Annotated in this window: 12 protein-coding genes, 1 tRNA gene and 1 pseudogene; 10 read left to right on the forward strand and 4 right to left on the reverse strand. The window is 48.4% G+C overall.

Features of this window, described 5'->3' with window-relative positions; all coding sequences use genetic code 11:
* The first annotated feature begins 104 nt into the window (after window positions 1-104).
* Together L6442_RS07970 and L6442_RS07975 are read left to right on the forward strand one after the other, a co-directional pair.
* Window positions 105-950 (forward strand): AraC family transcriptional regulator, encoded by an 846-nt coding sequence (locus tag L6442_RS07970; RefSeq protein WP_212977656.1) that lies wholly within the window; start codon window positions 105-107, stop codon window positions 948-950.
* Window positions 951-1,048: 98 nt separating this feature from the next.
* Window positions 1,049-1,147: pseudogene (locus L6442_RS07975) on the forward strand (RbsD/FucU domain-containing protein); the annotation flags it as partial.
* Window positions 1,148-1,211: 64 nt separating this feature from the next.
* Here L6442_RS07975 and asnB read toward each other — a convergent pair.
* The gene (gene asnB / locus L6442_RS07980) at window positions 1,212-3,056 is read right to left on the reverse strand and encodes an asparagine synthase (glutamine-hydrolyzing) (RefSeq protein WP_212977657.1); all 1,845 of its coding nucleotides are present in this window, start codon (window positions 3,054-3,056) and stop codon (window positions 1,212-1,214) included.
* A gap of 407 nt (window positions 3,057-3,463) precedes the next feature.
* Between asnB and L6442_RS32815 the strand changes: the two genes are divergently transcribed.
* On the forward strand, window positions 3,464-3,595 hold the full coding sequence (locus L6442_RS32815) for a hypothetical protein (protein ID WP_265589876.1): 132 nt from the start codon (window positions 3,464-3,466) through the stop codon (window positions 3,593-3,595).
* Window positions 3,596-3,683: 88 nt separating this feature from the next.
* Here L6442_RS32815 and L6442_RS07985 read toward each other — a convergent pair whose 3' ends face one another.
* Complete coding sequence (locus L6442_RS07985; RefSeq protein ID WP_194235262.1) at window positions 3,684-3,977, reverse strand: magnetosome magnetite crystal formation protein family; 294 nt, start codon at window positions 3,975-3,977, stop codon at window positions 3,684-3,686.
* 138 nt (window positions 3,978-4,115) lie between these two features.
* Here L6442_RS07985 and L6442_RS07990 point away from each other — a divergent pair.
* A tRNA-Arg gene (locus L6442_RS07990) sits at window positions 4,116-4,189 on the forward strand.
* Between the two features lie 1,446 nt (window positions 4,190-5,635).
* Here the strand turns inward: L6442_RS07990 and L6442_RS07995 are convergent.
* Both L6442_RS07995 and L6442_RS08000 read right to left on the reverse strand, forming a co-directional pair.
* Window positions 5,636-6,292 (reverse strand): L,D-transpeptidase family protein, encoded by a 657-nt coding sequence (locus tag L6442_RS07995; RefSeq protein ID WP_237100370.1) that lies wholly within the window; start codon window positions 6,290-6,292, stop codon window positions 5,636-5,638.
* Window positions 6,293-6,687: 395 nt separating this feature from the next.
* The gene (locus tag L6442_RS08000) at window positions 6,688-7,599 is read right to left on the reverse strand and encodes a serine hydrolase domain-containing protein (protein WP_212977658.1); all 912 of its coding nucleotides are present in this window, start codon (window positions 7,597-7,599) and stop codon (window positions 6,688-6,690) included.
* A gap of 475 nt (window positions 7,600-8,074) precedes the next feature.
* On the opposite strand from L6442_RS08000, the gene L6442_RS08005 reads away from it, so the two are divergent.
* From L6442_RS08005 to L6442_RS08030, 6 genes are all read left to right on the forward strand, one after another.
* On the forward strand, window positions 8,075-8,833 hold the full coding sequence (locus L6442_RS08005; protein ID WP_212977659.1) for an alpha/beta hydrolase: 759 nt from the start codon (window positions 8,075-8,077) through the stop codon (window positions 8,831-8,833).
* A gap of 21 nt (window positions 8,834-8,854) precedes the next feature.
* Window positions 8,855-9,814, forward strand: coding sequence for an ABC transporter permease (locus L6442_RS08010; protein WP_194235304.1), 960 nt, complete (start codon window positions 8,855-8,857; stop codon window positions 9,812-9,814).
* A 17-nt stretch (window positions 9,815-9,831) separates the two neighbouring features.
* Window positions 9,832-10,734, forward strand: coding sequence for a carbohydrate ABC transporter permease (locus tag L6442_RS08015; protein ID WP_212977660.1), 903 nt, complete (start codon window positions 9,832-9,834; stop codon window positions 10,732-10,734).
* Window positions 10,735-10,817: 83 nt separating this feature from the next.
* Window positions 10,818-12,419 (forward strand): type 2 periplasmic-binding domain-containing protein, encoded by a 1,602-nt coding sequence (locus tag L6442_RS08020; protein WP_194235302.1) that lies wholly within the window; start codon window positions 10,818-10,820, stop codon window positions 12,417-12,419.
* A gap of 431 nt (window positions 12,420-12,850) precedes the next feature.
* Entirely contained in the window at window positions 12,851-15,013 is a 2,163-nt protein-coding gene (bglX, locus tag L6442_RS08025) for a beta-glucosidase BglX (RefSeq protein ID WP_212977661.1), read from the forward strand.
* Window positions 15,014-15,155: 142 nt separating this feature from the next.
* Window positions 15,156-18,512, forward strand: coding sequence for a GH36-type glycosyl hydrolase domain-containing protein (locus L6442_RS08030; protein WP_212977662.1), 3,357 nt, complete (start codon window positions 15,156-15,158; stop codon window positions 18,510-18,512).
* Window positions 18,513-18,590: the final 78 nt, after the last annotated feature.

Genomic DNA, 18,590 nt, shown 5'->3' on the forward strand with positions numbered 1-18,590 from the left:
ATACCGCATGATAAGATCACTATCACCACATATAGCATCGTTTTTTTCTTTTTTCTACATATCTTCTCTTATATCTGATCAATTTTGTTTTGAGGGGGAAGGAAATGGAGACGGATTTTTATGAAGCTTCGATGTTTTACATCGACAGGGAACGAAAACTTCAGTCCAGCATGCCTGCGCATCACTACCATGACGGATATGAGATTTTTTATTTGGTTTCCGGCGATATTTGTTATTTTATCGATGGAAAAGCATATCAGGCAGTCAGCGGAGCGTTGTTTATCATCAACATGAACGAAATCCATAAGCTGGTGAATTCCAGCGGGGCTACCTTCGAGCGGGTGACGCTTGAATTCAAAAAAGAGTTTTTGGAGGATCTGTTTGCCGGCGGGCTGCCGGTTGATGTGATGTCGGGTTTCCGGCAGGGCAGGCCTTTTATCAAATTATCCGCTTTGGAACAGAGCTTTGCGGAAAGGTTATTCGAACAAATGATCCATGAATTCGTGAACAGGCCGGAAGGATACGAACCGAATCTCAAAACCTTGCTGTTTCAACTGCTTTTGTTCATCCACCGCAAAATGGGGGCCGCTCCGGCTGCGGAACAGACCGTAGTCAACTCGATCCATAAGAAAACATTTGAAATTGTGGATTATATCAATCGCCATTATGACCAGAAATTGACCATCGAGCGGATATCCCGGCGCTTTTATATCAGTCCCTCTTATTTTTGCAAAACGTTCCGAAAAAGCACCGGTTTCACTTTTACCGAATATGTAAACAACGTGCGCATCAAGGAGGCCAAAGTACAGCTGGCCGAAGGAAGTGATAAGGTGGCGGAAATTGCGGAGCGGGTCGGTTTCGAAAGCCTGACGCATTTCGGACGGATTTTTAAGGAATTCACCGGCTTGTCCCCTTTAAAATACAGGCAGCAATCGAATAAGCGATTTTAATTTTTTGAATTTTTGAAATTGAAAAGGGATCAGAAAGGATTGTCCTACAGACTGTCGTAATAAGAAGAGAATGCGATTAAACAAAAGGAGGTTTCGAGATGCTGAAAGGAATTTCCTCTCTTCTGTCGCCGGAACTGCTGAAAATCCTCTGCGAAATGGGGCACGGGGATGAGATTGTGTTTGCAGATGCGAATTTTCAATAAAAATATCTGCCCGTTCTGCAAAGAACGGGCTTTTTGGTAGCGATAATCTAAAATTAGTTTATTTAATAGTGACATGGTAAGTTTTAAGCCAGTTGTTGACTTGAGCGAGATAGGCGAATAATTGCGGGCCGGACATCAGCTGGCCAAACCAAGGCAGATTGGAGGACGCTTCGGGCGAGGCTGCGATCTCACGGATTTTTTCCTGGTTAATAAGCGGAAGGATCGGTGAAGCTGGATCATCCAATATATCAAACATTTGTTTTTTGACGGCGGCAAGAAAATCGGGATTATGCGTTTTGGGATACGGGCTTTTTTTGCGATACAGGACATCATCAGGCAATACGCCTTCCAAAGCCTTGCGCAAAATGCCTTTTTCTCGGCCCCCGGCCATTTTCATTTCCCAGGGGATATTCCATACATACTGTACGAGCCGGTGGTCACAATAAGGAACGCGGACCTCCAGGCCGACGCCCATGCTCATGCGGTCCTTGCGGTCAAGCAGCGTAGGCATGAAGCGGGTAATGTTCAAATACGACATGATGCGCATTTTCGCTTGTATTCCGTTTTCGCCGCGGAGTTTCGGCACCTCCCGCACAGCTTCGGCGTATCGGTCCTCAAGGTATTCAAGCGGCCGTACCCACTCGCGGATTTCAGGCGAAAGCAAACTTTCCCGCATCTCCGAGGCTACTGCCCAAGGGAACGTGCCCGAATTCAGCATCTCTTCCCGGTGAAACCATGGATAACCCCCGAAGATTTCGTCCGCGGCTTCCCCGGATACGGCTACGGTAGCGCCTTTTTTAATTTCCCGGCAAAAGAGGTAAAGGGAGCCGTCAACATCCGCCATACCCGGCAAGTCGCGTGTCAGGGTGGAGTTGCTCAACGACTCGATCAGCTCCGGAGTATCGAATTCGATGTAATGATGATTTGTCCCGAGCTCCTCGACCATTCGCTGAATCCAAGGAGCATCCGCTCCCGGCTGAAAAGCATGGGATTTGAAATGTTTGTCGTTGCCAACATAGTCGACCGAATAGGTATCCATCTTTCCCTGTCCGGTCCGGTTGTAATATTGCACGGCAAGCGCCGTCAGCGCGCTTGAATCCAGTCCCCCGGAAAGCAGCGTGCATACGGGAACATCGGAAACGAGCTGGCGCTCGAGCGTATCCTGAAGCAGCTCGCGCAAATGCGAGGCGGTCGCTTCTGTATCTTCCTCATGCTGATGGCTGTCAAGTTTCCAATACTGATAATGATTCAAACCTCTGCGGCTAAAGATCATGGCATAACCCGCGCGCAGTTCCTTCATGTCGCGGTAAACGCCTTGGCCCGGCGTGCGTGCCGGTCCGATGATAAAAATTTCCGCCAAACCTTCGGCGCCTACGGAGGGTTCGACTTTGGGGTGCTGAAGCAGTGCTTTTGGTTCGGAACCGAAGATCAGCATACCTCCGATCAAGCTGTAGAAAAATGGTTTTACGCCAAGCCTGTCACGGGCCATAAAGACCTGCTGGCGCACGCTGTCCCAAATGGCGAAAGCAAAAATGCCGTTGAATTTATCGACGCAGGCTGGCCCCCATTCGATGTAAGAGACCAAAAGAACTTCCGTATCGCAATTCGTCCGGAAGTGATGTCCTCTTTTCAGCAGCTCCCGCTTGAGTTCTGCCGCATTATACAATTCCCCGTTATATACTATGGTGTATAAGTCCTCATCATCGTATACAAGCATGGGCTGCGCCCCATTTTCCGGATCGATGACGCTGAGCCTGCGGTGGCCGAAGGCACAAGGGCCTGAAATCCATGTTCCGTATGCATCCGGGCCTCTTGGAGTCAAGGTTTCCGTCATTTTTACGAGCGTCTGCAGATGCTGCGTCAAATCGCCGTTCCACTCGACAAAACCGGTAATTCCGCACATGACGGTTCATCCTTTCTATTGTTGTTCGTCTCTTTGCTATCTTTTTGCTATTTTTTTGCATGATCAGGATTGCGGTTCAGGTTTAAATAATTTCGCTAGCTTTTTCCCGGTTTTTATTCCCGGGGCCCCCGAAATGTATTCGGTGTTGCTTCAAATTTTCACGGCACTCTTTGGGGTTGCACCAGTTCCCTATTTTGTCAAAGTGATACAGTTATATGCCGAAGAAAGGAATAAAATGTCTGTCCGCTTGCGTTAGGCCGAAGGAAACTTGTCACAAGCAGCGAGATGGTATCGGGCAAATGGAACTTTGCACCTTGTTTGAAATCGGGCTATAAATGTAGCCATTTATTGAGGGACATATCCACCCTTCGCGTTTCCCATACTATAATTCAGGGGGGTGAGCGAAAGTGGCGTTCACGTATAAAAAAACGAAAGGCAACAAGTATGCCCACCAGACTGAATTCGCCGAAGAGGTCCTGAGCAAGAACGACAGAAATTTGGCTGTTCCGCAAAGCCCGAGACGTTTTGGCAATAAGTAACCCCTAAAGTGAAAAACCTCCGAAACCGATCGGAGGTTTTTCATCCTTAATGCAGCTGAGATTCATTACATATAATGGAAGGAAGAGGTCACTCATATTCGCGCAAAACCTGAATTCCTTTTACGATATTGTAGATGAACGTCCCCAAATAAATAATGATGAACAGAATGATATAACCGAGCACCGACCCCGGATTATCTGCACCAAAAGTAAGAATGAGCAGCGGAACAGCCGAAGCGAAAGGCAAGATATGGGATATCAACGCTCGTCTTGAATGCATGATGACATACGAATCAGTGGAAGCGATCCAGACGATCAGGGGGAAAATAAACGGCGCGAAAAAAATGCTGAAATACGATAAGGATGACAGCAATTGACGCATTGCCAAAACTCCTTTAACATGGTTTGCTGTTATCATATTACCCCTTCAAACTAACGATGATTCATTTTTGAAAATTTCTCTTTGAATTTTCCCGAAAATGCGTTATAATAATTAACGCACCGTTTTTATACATATTAAGTCCCAGTAGCTCAGCTGGATAGAGCAACGGCCTTCTAAGCCGTCGGTCGGGGGTTCGAATCCCTCCTGGGACGTAAAGCAAGCCACTCATTGGAGTGGCTTTTTTTCATTAGAGGGATTCGAACCGGGTTCGTCGGAGCAAAGGCATCGTTAGGGTAACTTCGCAGTCAGCCCGAAGGGGTGTACCCCGACCTGGGACGTAGTCAAGCCACTCATTGGAGTGGCTTTTTTCATTAGAGGGATTCGAACCGGGTTCGTCGGAGCCTAGGCATCGTTAGGGTACCATCGCAGTCAGCCCGAAGGGGTGTATCCCGACCTGGGACGTGGTATTCACTCATTGGAGTGGCTTTTTCATTAGAGGGATTCGAACCGGGTTCGTCGGAGCATAGGCATCGTTAGGGTACCATCGCAGTCAGCCCGAAGGGGTGACTCCTGAGCAGGGACGCCAGGCCACCGGTATTTTTACGATTGGTCTTCGCATGCCTTGAGGTATATTTCTCCATATGCTAAGATAACAATAAGTAAGGAGCAGCCGGCCCAGGCTGCCCCTCGTACAAACATCTTGAGCGGGATTCCCCTCCGAGATCATGTATATGAACGCGAAGTAACCCACTTAGGCGCGAACCTTAGGAGTGGGTTACTTTCGTTTGTCGATGTAAGTCAGCAAAGCCAACAGGAACAACCCGAAGGTAAGAACCTCACCGAACGAAATGTTCATCGCACCACCCCCTTTCGGGAGGGTGCGCCCACTCAAGGTGTGTATGTACATTCCATATTATACCATGTTGCCTCTTGGATAAGAGGCTTTTTAATATAAATTTTCAATGTCGGTAAGCATTAAGTAAAATGAAAGTGGTAGATCAAATTCAGTGCGGAACGATAACATTTAAACAACGAATTCCTGAAATTGTAAGAAAGCCTCTGCAAAAACATATACTTTCTGAACAAGTGCTCCAATATACATTTTGCAAAAGGGCGAAGTTTGCTCTTACCACACTTTGGTTTATCTGGATTCAGCTAACGAAACTGGGTAGCGTTATTTCGAGGAAACCGAAGCCGATTTAGATTTAACGAAACTACAGAACGTTATTTGGACGAAATATGCCCGAATGAGCCTCATTTGAGCTGAATAGCGTTTCATAGTTTCGTTATAAATTTTAGAAGCTTATTTTTGTCCAAATAACGATTGTAGGTTTCGTTAGCTTATGGCAGGATTACATCCAAAGGGGATTCGAACACGGGTTAAGTCTGAGCATAGACATCGGTAGGACAAAATGGCAGTCAGCCCGAAGGGATGTACCAAGGCCTGGGACGTACCCCGCAAAGCTCCCAACGCGGTATACCGGGGGTCCATCACTATGGAAAAAACCGCTCATGTTAAGAAACTCTGACTACTATTGAAGTGCACCCCTTAGAATAGACATTGGAAAAACCCCTAGGTTGCATCCTAGGTGTTTTTTTCAATGTCCACTAAATGGGTCTTGACCAATAATGGACAGGGATTTTTTTTTCATGTGAGTTCATTCCATCAACCCTAATGCTTCGTAGATCTTTTCGGAAACAACTCCATTTCGCGGCAATTGCTGATCCCGCTGGAAATTCATCAGGGCACGGGTGGTAAGGGGTCCAAATTTACCGTTGGTTGCCCCCGTAAAATATCCGGCACTCTTCAGCCGGGATTGAATAAGCTGTACATCTGCTCCGACATCCCCTTCGGCGAGCCGCTTCGGATGGTGATTCAGATCCCCTAAAACATGACCGTAGATCGTAACTTTTGTCCCCAGAGGAATCATCTCGTATAAATCCATGACATCCCTGTTGAACATGCGTATACAGCCATGACTCTGGTGTTGGCCGATGGAATAGGGTCTGTTTGTTCCGTGAATTCCATAACTTCCCCAAGGCACGTTTAATCCGAGCCATCGTGGACCAAAGGAAGGCCCCCAATTTTTCCCCTTGTACGTGATGATGTATTCTCCAACGGGAGTTGGTGTGGATGGGTTGCCGACCGCAACGTGGTAGGTTTTGATTTTCTTCCCTTGTTTCCACACAACCAGTTTGTGTTGAACCGGATAAACATCAATAGAGTAAACCGATTCATAGTTAACGATGGGGAGCGATGGATCGGCATGGGCAGAAGTAAACGAGCCGGCGAAAAATAAAACCAGGATGGACATATTAACGTTTTTTAAGAAACGATGGAACGTTTTCCTAGTCATCATCATATTCAACCTTGTCTTGGATAACGGATTTAAAGGGGTTTAGTTATTATCTCCTAAGGAAATTTGAATATTCGGTTTCTCGCCGCTCCATTCCCAAATGCCGTTGCCTCAGCTTATCATCAATTTTATTTCCATGGGACAACGTATAGTTAAAAAGAAAAAAACTCTATCCTCAAGCCTGAGGATAGAGTTTTTCTAACTCCGTGCGATTCAAGTTCCAACAATCCGGTGAACCTTCGCGCTTGCATCGCCGCACTGTACGCTGGTAGCTGTGCACGGTGCAGGTAAAAAAAGGAATATCCGTTACCCACTATTATTTCGCATTCATACTGGACAACGATTTCAAAAACTTATAATAATGGCAAAATCTCATCCCAAACTGCATCAAGTATCGCCTGCATATTTTCTTCATGGCTGTTGATCGCAACTACTGCGTTTTTGCCAGGAATGACAACACAGAATTGGCCGAACATTCCATCAGCGCGATAGGCATCATGCTGACACATCCAGAACTGGCAGCCGTAACCTTGACTCCAATCCGGACCGCCTTCGTTGTCAATCTGTCTGCGGGTCGCAAACTCGATCCAGTCTGCTGGCACAAGCTGCTTGCCGTTCCACTTTCCCTTTTGCAGCAGCATTTGTCCGAAGCGGCTCAGCTCTTCATTGTTGATATAGAGTCCGGTACAGCCAAGTGTAACGCCAAGCGGGGAGGTATCCCAGCTTATATTCTGAATGTCTAGCGGCTCAAACAGGCGAGGCGTTAAATAATCTTTTACGGTTTGGCCTACCGCAGCTTGAACCAATGCGGAAATCATGAAAGTGTCGCCGCTGCTGTAAGTGAAAGTCTCTCCCTGGGGTCTATCCAAAGGCAGGGACATATAATATTTAACCCAATCCTTTTCCTGCAGACTGGCTCTTTCTTCGGCCCACAGCGGGGGCGAGTCATGGCCTGAGGACATGCGCAGCAGGTTGTAAAGCGTTAATTCCCCCGGATGAAGGGAGGGAGCTAGTGTCGGATCCTGTTCGGCATATTGGGGGAAGAAATCCTTTAACTTCGTATCGAGGGTCAGCTTTCCTTCCGCGATCGCCAATCCCACGGCCATGCAGGTGAAAGATTTGCTGACCGAATGCTGAAGACGGCGCTCATCCCGGTTTAAGTCCCATTGTGCGGCAGGGGTTCCGTTTTGCAGTATGCGGACGGAAAGAACGTTTAATTGTTGATGGTTCACGCTGTTCAAAAACCCGGTTAATGATACGGACATAACAGGCCTTCTTTCTCTTTGATTGAAACGTTTCCACAACATTCCATTAACCTTGAATTTATTATATTTTCATACCATTGTCAACCGAATGAAGTAAACGTTTTCCCCGTGTGTTACGGGTAATTAAAAGCTGTTTTTTCACCAAAAAAACATATAAACGCCGAACAGAAAACAAGTTTTAAAAAAGATAGTTGACATGATTTGGGGATGAGGATTATGATGTTATCGAAACGATTCGAAAAAATCGCTTTCAAACACAATCAAAACCAAACTTCACAATCTTTAATGAAAAATGTGGAAAAGCCGCAAAGCTGCACAATCATGCGGATATTCGGTGTTTTGGTGCTGATGTCCATGTTTCTTAGAGTCGTCGAAAATAAAATGAAACGTTTCGTTTCAATGCCGCATGTGGAAGGTATATATAAATACCGTTAGCGAGTGTCGGCGGAATTTGTATCGATGAAAGGGGTTACGCATGGCGCATTTAGCGATAGAAACAGGATCGCCTACTTTGCGAATGACAACAAGCATTCATGTCGTCTCTCCAGTGGATGCCGGGATTCCGGCAAGCAGCACGCTGTATTTATTGCATGGCGCGGGCGACAATGCGAGTACATGGCATCGTCTGACTACCGTTGAGCTCTACGCCGCCAAGTACGGATGCACGGTCATCATGCCGGAAGTGAATCGCAGTTATTACACGGACATGGAATACGGTCTCGATTATTTCCAGTATGTGACCCGGGAGCTTCCGGAAATCTGCGGGCGTATGCTCCGGTTGAACGACGACCCCGGCCGTACTTTTGTGGCCGGCCTTTCCATGGGGGGATACGGCGCTTTGAAATGCGCGCTGACTTATCCTGACCATTATGCTAAAGCCGTTTCATTGTCCGGTGTCACCGACATTCGAAAACGTCTCCGCGATCCGGGCATGGAGCCCGGGATGGTCAAGGAAATGCAGGCGGCATTTGGTCCGGAGCTTGCGGTTAAGCCGGATCAGGATTTGTACGCATTGGCCAGGAGACGAATCGAAGAGGGCGGCAAACTTCCTTCGGTGTTGTGCTGTTGCGGAACCGAGGATCCTTTTATCGGGATGAACCGCGAATTTGCCGATACCATGCAGCAAACCCCGTTTGAATTCAAGTATGTGGAGGGGCCGGGAACGCATGACTGGCTATTCTGGGAAAAACATCTGAAAACAGCCTTTGACTTTTTGTTCCACGAAAAGAATTAACGTAGAGTGAGGCGATGCAAATTGAAACCCGCAGCCTTAGGGCCTGACAAAAAATTAAGAGAACGTTCGGGTTCCGGATCCTGGTACAAGGAAATCTGGAAGCACCGGATGACCTACACGCTGCTGATACCCGGACTCATTTGGCTTATCCTGTTCGCCTACCTGCCGATGGGCGGATTATCGCTTGCGTTTAAGCATTACAAGGCCAACGAGGGAATTTGGGGCAGCCCTTGGGTAGGCTTTGAAAACTTCAAATATGTATTCCGCGATCCAACCTTTATGCAAGCCGTGTGGAGAACGTTATACATCAATATTATTAAACTCGTCATTACATTCCCGTTCCCAATCTTGCTGGCGCTGCTGCTGAATGAGCTGCGGATGCGGAAGATGAAAAAGCTGTATCAAACCGTGTTTACGTTTCCGCAGTTTTTATCCTGGATCATCGTTTCCGGGATTGTCATCAACGTTCTTTCCTATGACGGTCTGCTCAACAGCGCGCTGGCGATGCTTGGACTGCCGACGATTAACTTCCTGGGCTCGGAAAAAATGTTCCTGCCGATGCTCATAATTACCGATATTTGGAAATCGACGGGATGGGGCGCAATCATATTTTTGGCCGCGATCTCGGGCATTGACCAGGACCAATATGAATCGGCGCAGATCGACGGCGCTTCGCGGATGCAGCAGATTTTCAAAATCACGCTGCCGAACATTATCCCAACTGTAACCGTAATGTTCATCCTGAACGTGGGCGGTTTGATGTCAGCCGGTTTTGACCAGATCTTCAATTTGGCGAATGCGGCGACGCAAAATGTATCCCAAGTGCTCGATGTCTATATTTACCGGATTACATTCCAGTCTTCGACGGACTTCTCGTTCTCGACGGCTGTCAGCTTGTTCCGTTCGCTTGTGAATATGATCCTGCTGCTGGCTGCCGACAGAGTGGCCAAAATGATGGGCGGAGACGGTTTGTTCCGCTAGGAAAGGAGTGCAAACAGATGAGTGTCAAAGCTGTGAAACAGCATAAATACCGGGTCGGAAAAATGACTTTCCTGGATTATTTCCTGATGGCCGTGCTGGCGGTCTTAGCATTAATGATCATTATTCCATTTCTGAACGTTATTGCGATTTCGCTTTCCCCGCAAAAAGATTATGCGGACAATCCGATGATGCTGTTCCCGAGACATCCGACGCTGGATGCGTACAAAGCGCTTTTAAATGATGGAAGAATCGTGACGGGTTTTTTGAATACGCTCAAAATCCTTGTTGTAGGCCTTCCGCTCAGCTTGTTTTTGACGAGCACCATGGCTTACGCCCTGAGCCGGAATAAATTTCCGGGCAAGAAGGGTATCTTCTTCCTGGTCCTGTTCACGATGATTTTTAACGGCGGGATCGTACCGCTTTACCTGGTAATGAAGTCGCTGCATTTGACCGGCAGCCTGTGGTCCGTCATTCTGGTGGGCAGCTTCAGTGCTTTTAATATGATTCTGATGATGAATTACTTCCAGGGTTTGCCGGAATCTTTGATGGAATCCGCAAGGCTGGACGGGGCGGGAGAGTGGAAAATCCTCTTCTCCATCGTTCTCCCGCTGGCTGCGCCGATTATGGCTACCATTACGCTGTTCTACGGCGTCGGATTCTGGAATGGATGGTATGACGCCATGATCTTCCTCCGAAAGGCGGATATGCTGCCGTTGCAAAACGTTCTGCGAACGATCATTGTCGAATCGTCGACAAACGTATCGAATGCATCAAGCGTTGACGCATTGAACAAATCCGGTTTCTCTACGGGAATGAAAATGGCTTCGGTTTTCGTTTCGATGGTGCCGATCATGTGTTTCTTCCCGATGCTGCAAAAGCATTTCGCTAAAGGGGTGTTAACAGGGGCTATCAAGACCTGATTAATACAAATAGATTTTTAAAGGTAGTTGAACACGCATTTTAAAGGTAGTTCAAAAATCTATTCAAACATGGGGGATTAAACATGAAAACGAAGAAAAAGCTGTCATTCAAACCTCTTCTGGCTGTTGCATTGTCAGCGGTTATGCTGACGGCGACGGCATGTTCCAAGGAAGCGGCATCGGGCGGCAACGAAAAAGACCAGGACGGAGGCTACAAAGACAAGCTCAAAATTTCCGTAGCGCAAACTACAGAAGTAAAGGACGGCCAACTGGACAACGAGTTCCATAAGTACTGGATGGACAAATTCAATATCGAGTGGGACTACAACTATATTCAGTGGGACTCCTGGCCGGAAAAGCTTCGTCTGTGGATCAACTCCGGAGATCTTCCTGACGTGGCGAGCTGGAACTATGTGCATGGCGATTTCATGAATTACGTAGACCAAGGGCTGCTTTATAAATTCCCGGATGACTGGAAAGAGCGCTGGCCGAACATAGCTGCGGCCTATAAGCAGACAGGACTCGGCGACAAGCTGGAAGAGCTGACCGGCGGAACGTACATCCTGCCCAAACCTGTTTATTACGAAAATAAACCTGCAGATCCGCTAGTGAACCAAATCGGCGTTATCGCGCTGCGCAAAGACTGGGCGAAAGCGGTTGGATTTGAACTGAAAGATGAATACACAACAAGCGAATTGATGAAATACGCCGAACTTGTCAAAGAAAAAGATCCCGGCAAACTCGGTTCGAAGCTTGTTCCGATTTCCTATAATGCGGATGACGCCTTGACCAATATCATTATGGCTAACAGTGAGCATTCCCGCGTGGAATCTGCATTCTATAAAGGCGAAGACGGCAAATTCCATTGGGGTCCAGCCGATCCTGAGACGCTCACCGGTTTGAAACTGATGCAAAAAGCATACAAAGAAGGGCTTTTGAATCCTGAGTTCTATACCTGGAAAAACAGCGAAGGCAGCGACAACTTCAAAGTCAAGGGTGTTGCAGCTATTACAAGTCTTGGCGGCCTGGCATCGTACAGACAAGACATGGATAAAGCCATGAAGAAAAATCTTGGCGTAGATAGCGACGAACTCGTTCATACAGCGATCGTGCTTGGCGATGACGGTAAATACCGCAACCTGGAGCAGCCAAATTTCTGGTCGTCCCTGATCTTTTCGCCAAACATCAGCAAAGAGAAATTCGAACGCATCATGGACTTGATCGACTACTCCACAAGCAAAGAAGGACAACTGCTCGTGAACATGGGCTTTGAAGGCAAGGATTGGAAATACGACGACAATAAAGAACTGGTAAGCCTCCTTCCTGAAGGAACATCTCTGGAAGACAAATATCCGGCCCGTTTTGAAGGCCTGTACGTTCTCGGCGATGATTTCAGCATCATCAATCCTGCCATCAAAAAAGAATACCGCGATACAGCCGTAAAACATTACAAAAACAAAGCGAAATTCGGTTCCGAAGGCGGCAAGCTGGCAACGTATGACTGGGATGTGCAATTGTATGACTCCAAAGCGAAAAGCCAGGCATCTTTCGAATATCAAAACGAATATGCCAACCTGATTCTCCAAAGCGGGGATTTGGAAGCGAACTGGAAGAAATGGGTGGAAAGCAAGCAATCGCTCGTGAAACCGGTTCTGGACGAATTGAACAGCAAATTTGCCAAGTAAAGGTTTTGCAAAATCCTAAAGTAATGAATACCGATGCAAATGATCCCGTCCTGAAGCTTTTGCCTTCGGGCCGGCATTCCTGGAACCCGGTGTGCATCATGTAAAGCGCCGCCGGGTTTCATCTCTTCCGGGCCAGGTTGCGGGAACGATTCATTTTTAAAAGCGATCTTTTCCGTAACCTGCAAAGAAGAAGAAATACATGTCTTCTGAATGAGGAATGTGCATAAACATGGGGAACCGAAAGCTTCCATCTTGTCTTCCTGCAAGGGGATAACGGTTTTGTGCAGGTTCCTGAGAAAGGAGAAAGAATTGAAGAAGTCGGCATAGGCTTCGTTGATTCTATATAAATTGGATCTTTTCGGCAAAAGAGCCGTGAACAGCATCAATTAAAAATGAATTCATTACCTTAGCAGGTAGTTGGAGGGGACTTTATGGATATCCAGCAATTAAAAGGACTTATAGAACAAATGACGCTTGACGAAAAAATTGCCCAATTGCTGCAGCTTACCGCCCATTTTCATGAAGGGACAGACAATGAAGGCCAGGTTACGGGGCCGATGGAAGAAATGGGGATTACCGAATCTATGGTTCGGGCCAGCGGTTCCGTGCTTGGGCTCTCCGGAGCGCAGGCCGTCATCGATGTGCAAAACGCTTATTTGCAAAAAAACCGCCTGGGAATTCCGCTCATGTTTATGGCGGACGTGGTGCATGGATTCAAAACCATCTTCCCGATTCCGCTGGCAATCGGCTGCTCCTGGGATACGGACCTGGCCGAGAAGAGCGCGGAAATCGCCGCCAAAGAATCCGCCGTATCCGGCATTCATGTAACGTTCGCGCCGATGGTTGATCTGGTGCGCGATCCGCGTTGGGGACGGGTGATGGAGACGACGGGCGAAGACCCATATTTGAACAGCCTGTTCGCCAAAGCTTTTGTCCGCGGTTATCAGGGAGACCGGCTCAAGGAAAATCCGGACCGGCTAGCGGCTTGCGTGAAGCATTTTGCGGCGTACGGCGCCCCTGAAGGCGGCCGAGATTATAATACGGTCAACATGTCCGAACGCCAGCTGCGCGAATATTACTTGCCGGCTTACAAAGCGGCGCTGGATGAAGGCTGCGAAATGGTGATGACATCCTTCAACACGGTGGACGGCATACCGGCTACGGGCAACGAGAAGCTGATGCGCGGCATTCTCCGCGACGAATGGAATTTTGACGGTGTGCTTATTTCCGATTGGGCTTCAATCCGGGAAATGATCGCGCATGGCGCGGCGGAAGATGACCGCGAAGCGGCTTACCGGGCCATCCGGGCGGGCGTGGACATTGAAATGATGACTCCGTGTTATGTCCGCCATCTGCCGGAGCTGATCGAAAGCGGCCGGGTGGATGAAGCTTTGATCGATGAAGCTGTGCTGCGTATTTTACGTCTGAAAGATAAACTTGGACTTTTTGAAAATCCGCTGCGGGCAGCTGATCCTGACAGGGAACGCGAGGTCGTATTCTGCGCGGAACACCGCCAAGCTGCTTACGAACTTGCCGCCAAATCCAGCGTGCTGCTCAAAAATAACGGCGTGCTGCCGCTGCGAGCGGATGCGAACGTTGCCTTGATCGGACCGTTTGCGCAAAGCAATGACATTTTAGGGTGGTGGTCCTGCGTAGGTTCCAAGGAAGATGCGGCTTCACTCGGACTTTCACTGAAGGAACGTTTGGCCGAAGGGAAACTTCGTTCGGCCGAAGGCTGCGGAATCGACAGCATGACGCAGGAGCAGCTAAATGAGGCGCTGGAAACGGCGCAAAACGCGGATATCATTGTCCTCGCTTTGGGCGAAGAATCGGCGATGAGCGGCGAAGGCGGCTCCAGAACGAATATCCGTCTTCCAGAAGCCCAGCTTGAGCTGGTGAAACAGCTGAAAACCTTGGGTAGACCGCTGGCAGCCGTGATCTTCAACGGACGTCCGCTGGATCTTCATGGCATCTTCGAGGAAACGGACGCTGTGCTCGAAGCTTGGTTCCCAGGCAGCGAAGGCGGAGCAGCCATCGCGGATATCTTGGTTGGCCGCGTAAATCCATCCGCGCGATTGACCATGTCCTTCCCGCAGTCGGCAGGGCAGATTCCAGTATATTACAACCATTTCAACACGGGCCGTCCAATGGATCCGCAGAAGACGGAGGAGCGTTATGTTTCCAAATATATCGATAGTCCGAATGAACCGCTGCTTCCGTTTGGATTCGGCCTTTCTTATACCACCTTTGAATACAGCGATTTGAAGATTTCGGGCCATGAGATGAAGGCTGGCGAATCGCTGACGGTTCAGGTTAAGGTGACAAATACGGGAGAACGGGATGGCGTGGAAACCGTTCAGCTGTATATCCGCGATGTAGCGGCAGAAGTCGTGCGTCCGCTGCGCGAGCTCAAAGGTTTTGAGAAGCTGGCTCTTGCGCCGGGAGAAAGCGGCATTGCCTCCTTTACTTTGACGGAGGAGCAGCTCAGGTACCATCATTCCGATCTCAGCTTTACCAGCGACCCTGGCACGTTCCAAGTGTTCGTTGGATCAAACTGCCGGGATACGCTGTCGGGATCCTTTAAACTGATCTGATCCATGTAAGCCATACGAGGGATGACGCTGCCTTCTTTCGGTTCCGGCATCCCCACCATGCTGAAATCGTAGAGCTGCCTGGACTACAACCGATATTTGCGGCTTTTGCGCTGTGAACAGGATAGGAGGAATAAATATAGATATGACAGCCACAATTGCGAACTCAAAGCTCAACATCCAAGCTGGCGACCTGCGCTTTACCTTTTGGGAGAGCGGCGATTTGTTTCAGGCCGCGAGCGGACAGACCATGATCAATCAACTGATGACAAGCCCTGTAGAGGGATCTTTAAATAATATATACCTGCGGATTCATCGCGCGTCTGGGATTTCCTTTTACCCGCTGCTTGGAATTCATTCCAATAGCACAGTCAGTGCCGGCGGCAATCGTATGGTATGGGAAGGCAGCGAGGAAAGCGTGAATTATCGCGTCACTTTTGCATTGTCTAAGCAGGGCGTTTGGTTCTGGGATGTCGTAACTCGCGGCGAAGGCGTGATGATCGATGTCGTATACGGCCAGGACATAGGAAATGCCGATATCGGGGCCGTACGCAGCAATGAAGCTTATTTGTCGCAGTATATCGACCATTCCGTATTCGAAGATAAACATTACGGCTATGTGGTTTGCTCAAGACAAAATCAACCGCAAAGCAGCGGATTCCCATACATCCAGCAAGGTTCGCTTACCCGGGCTGCCGGTTATTCGACGGATGGTTTCCAATTTTTCGGGCTCTCTTATAAAGAAACAAATTTGCCATCCTGTTTAAGTCAAGCCAAACTGGCCAATGAAATTTACCAATACGAATTTGCGTATACGGCGCTGCAGTCGGAATTGGTTGCCTTGAATGGTGAAGCCCGGTTTGTATTTTATGGCCTCTTCAAAGCAAACCATGCAGATTCTGTACAAAAGCTGGAATTCAAGGAAGAGGTTGCGAAAGCGTGGGCGGAATATGAGGAAGAGCAAACCGTTCAGCTGCAAAAGCTGCCTCCGGTATGCCTTAAGGCTGCAATCGGCAAACCGCTTGAGATTCTCTCCATGAAGGAAGCGGAAATAAGCGAGCGTTTTCCTTCTCATAAAAGACATGAGGAAGAACGCCAGGATGGACAACTGCTGGCATTCTTTACCGACTCCTACGAGCACATCGTAAGTAAAGAAAAGGAGCTGCTGGTAGAACGTCCGCACGGGCATATTCTGATGAGCGGAAATAACGTGAAGCTCGGAGCGAAGGTCATCACGACCACTTCTTATATGTATGGCATTTTCAATTCACATCTTGTGGTGGGGAATACCAATTTCAATAAAATGATGAGCAATACGCGCAATGCGCTGAATGTGCCGAAAACGGCGGGACAGCGGATTTATGTTGAAGTAGATGGCGAGTACCGTATGCTGACCATGCCTTCCTTGTTTGAGATCGGCTTTAATTACGCGCGCTGGTATTACAAAACCGCAGACGATATGCTGATCATCACGAATTTTACGACCGTTGATACGCCAGAAGTCCGCCTGAACGTCCGTTCCGAGAGCGGCAAGGCATACCGGTTCCTGGTGACCAATCAAGTTACGATGAATGTTAATGAATATGAGACGAAAGTCCGGATGACAAATGATAACGGGATCATTACCTTTTACGGCGGTGAGGATGCAATCCGCAAGGAGGCCTATCCAAATCTGCAATACCGTATGTGGATTGACGGCGCTGACGTGGAGTATGGCGATGAGACGATGTTTGCTGAAGGCATTCAAGCCGGATGCGCATCGCTAGTAACGATGCAAATCGATTCGGCCCGGGAGTGGACGCTTACCGTTCAAGGATTGCTCTATGGAGAGGAACTTCAGGCATCAAGGAAGAATATAGAAGAAGAGATTGTAAAATACCGAGATTTCTACAAGCAGGTCATGAACGGTTTCCGCCTTAGCGGCGCGGATGGAGCGGAAGGGGAAGATTTCTTTAAAGTCAATGCCTTGGCTTGGTGGTATACGCATAACATGCTTGTCCACTACTCCGTACCGCATGGTCTCGAACAATACGGCGGAGCGGCTTGGGGGACGCGTGATGTATGCCAGGGGCCTGTCGAGTACTTTTTGGCGACGCAAAAATTCGCTCAAGTCCGTGACATCCTTCTGATGGTGTACACTCACCAATATGAAGATGATGGGAACTGGCCGCAGTGGTTCATGTTCGACCGTTATGCACAGGTCCAGCAGGAAGAAAGCCATGGCGATATCATTGTTTGGCCGCTGAAAGTGCTCAGTGATTATTTGACGGCTACCCAAGATTACAGTATTTTGAAAGAAAAGGTTCCTTATACCATCAAGGGAAGTTTCCGGTTTACGGAACAGACCTATACGGTTTTAGAGCATGTTAACAAAGAAATCGGTTATATTCGCAGTCATTTTCTGCATGATACTTATCTATCTTCTTATGGCGACGGGGATTGGGACGATACGCTCCAGCCAGCGAATGCGCAGCTGAAGAAGTATATGGTCAGCAGCTGGACGGTTGCTCTGACTTACCAGACCTTAACGCGGCTGTCCGCAGTGCTGCTTCCCGAAGAACCTGCTCTTGCGGCAGATCTTCAGGAGATGGCTTCCGGCATTAAGCGGGATTACAAACGCTACATGCTGCAAACGAATGTCATTCCTGGATTCCTCTATATGGAGGATCCGGCTGAGACGAAGCTGATGCTGCATCCGACGGATACCGAAACAGGCATTCAATACCGTTTGCTGCCGATGACGCGCGGGATGATCGCTGAGCTTCTTGACCCGGAATGCGCAAGATCGCATTATGAACTGATCAAGGAAAAGCTGTTTTTCCCGGACGGCGTGCGCCTGATGAACCTTCCAGCCCAATATGCGGGCGGAGTCAGCACGCATTTCAAACGGGCGGAGCAGGCTGCGAATTTTGGGCGCGAGGTCGGACTTCAATACGTGCACGCGCATATCCGGTTCATCGAAGCGATGGCCAAGCTGGGACATGCGGACGATGTATGGAACGGATTGAATGTGATTAACCCGGTCGGGATCCGGAATGTGGTTCCAAATGCGGAAATCCGCCAGAGCAATGCTTACTTTAGCAGCTCTGACGGCAAGTTTAATACACGTTATGAAGCGCAAACGGATTTTGATGAGCTTCGCAGCGGCAAGATTCAGGTCAAGGGCGGCTGGCGAATTTACTCCAGTGGACCAGGGATATACATGAACCAACTGATTTCGAATGCGCTCGGCATCCGCCAGGACCATGAAGGGCTTGTGGTAGATCCCGTACTGCCTGCATCTTTGGACGGAATGCATTTCGACTTCCAATATGACGGAGTCAATGTAACCTTCCGTTATCACATGACAGGCGCTCCTGTCAGCCGGATTGTCATGAATGGCAAGGATCTGGCTGCCGAAAGGTTGTCCAACCCGTATCGTAAAGGCGGACTGCGTGTGTCCAAACAGATTTTTGAAGCAGCAATGAACTTAAATAATAATATAATTGACATTTTTATGTAATTTTTAGGCGATCTTAACAGATCGCCATTTTCCATAGGGATTGCAAACTGCCATCATTCCACGATTCAATAAGGGGTT

The organism is Paenibacillus azoreducens (assembly GCF_021654775.1).
GTDB lineage: Bacteria > Bacillota > Bacilli > Paenibacillales > Paenibacillaceae > Paenibacillus_AQ > Paenibacillus_AQ azoreducens.

Excerpts from the sequence above, each read along its gene's own strand:
- L6442_RS08015 (WP_212977660.1), top strand. The coding sequence starts at position 9,832 with ATGAGTGTCAAAGCTGTGAAACAGCATAAATACCGGGTCGGAAAAATG.
- L6442_RS07970 (WP_212977656.1), top strand. The coding sequence starts at position 105 with ATGGAGACGGATTTTTATGAAGCTTCGATGTTTTACATCGACAGGGAA.
- L6442_RS08000 (WP_212977658.1), bottom strand. The coding sequence starts at position 7,599 with ATGTCCGTATCATTAACCGGGTTTTTGAACAGCGTGAACCATCAACAA.
- L6442_RS08030 (WP_212977662.1), top strand. The coding sequence starts at position 15,156 with ATGACAGCCACAATTGCGAACTCAAAGCTCAACATCCAAGCTGGCGAC.
- L6442_RS08020 (WP_194235302.1), top strand. The coding sequence starts at position 10,818 with ATGAAAACGAAGAAAAAGCTGTCATTCAAACCTCTTCTGGCTGTTGCA.
- asnB (WP_212977657.1), bottom strand. The coding sequence starts at position 3,056 with ATGTGCGGAATTACCGGTTTTGTCGAGTGGAACGGCGATTTGACGCAG.
- L6442_RS07985 (WP_194235262.1), bottom strand. The coding sequence starts at position 3,977 with ATGCGTCAATTGCTGTCATCCTTATCGTATTTCAGCATTTTTTTCGCG.
- L6442_RS08005 (WP_212977659.1), top strand. The coding sequence starts at position 8,075 with ATGGCGCATTTAGCGATAGAAACAGGATCGCCTACTTTGCGAATGACA.
- bglX (WP_212977661.1), top strand. The coding sequence starts at position 12,851 with ATGGATATCCAGCAATTAAAAGGACTTATAGAACAAATGACGCTTGAC.
- L6442_RS07995 (WP_237100370.1), bottom strand. The coding sequence starts at position 6,292 with ATGTCCATCCTGGTTTTATTTTTCGCCGGCTCGTTTACTTCTGCCCAT.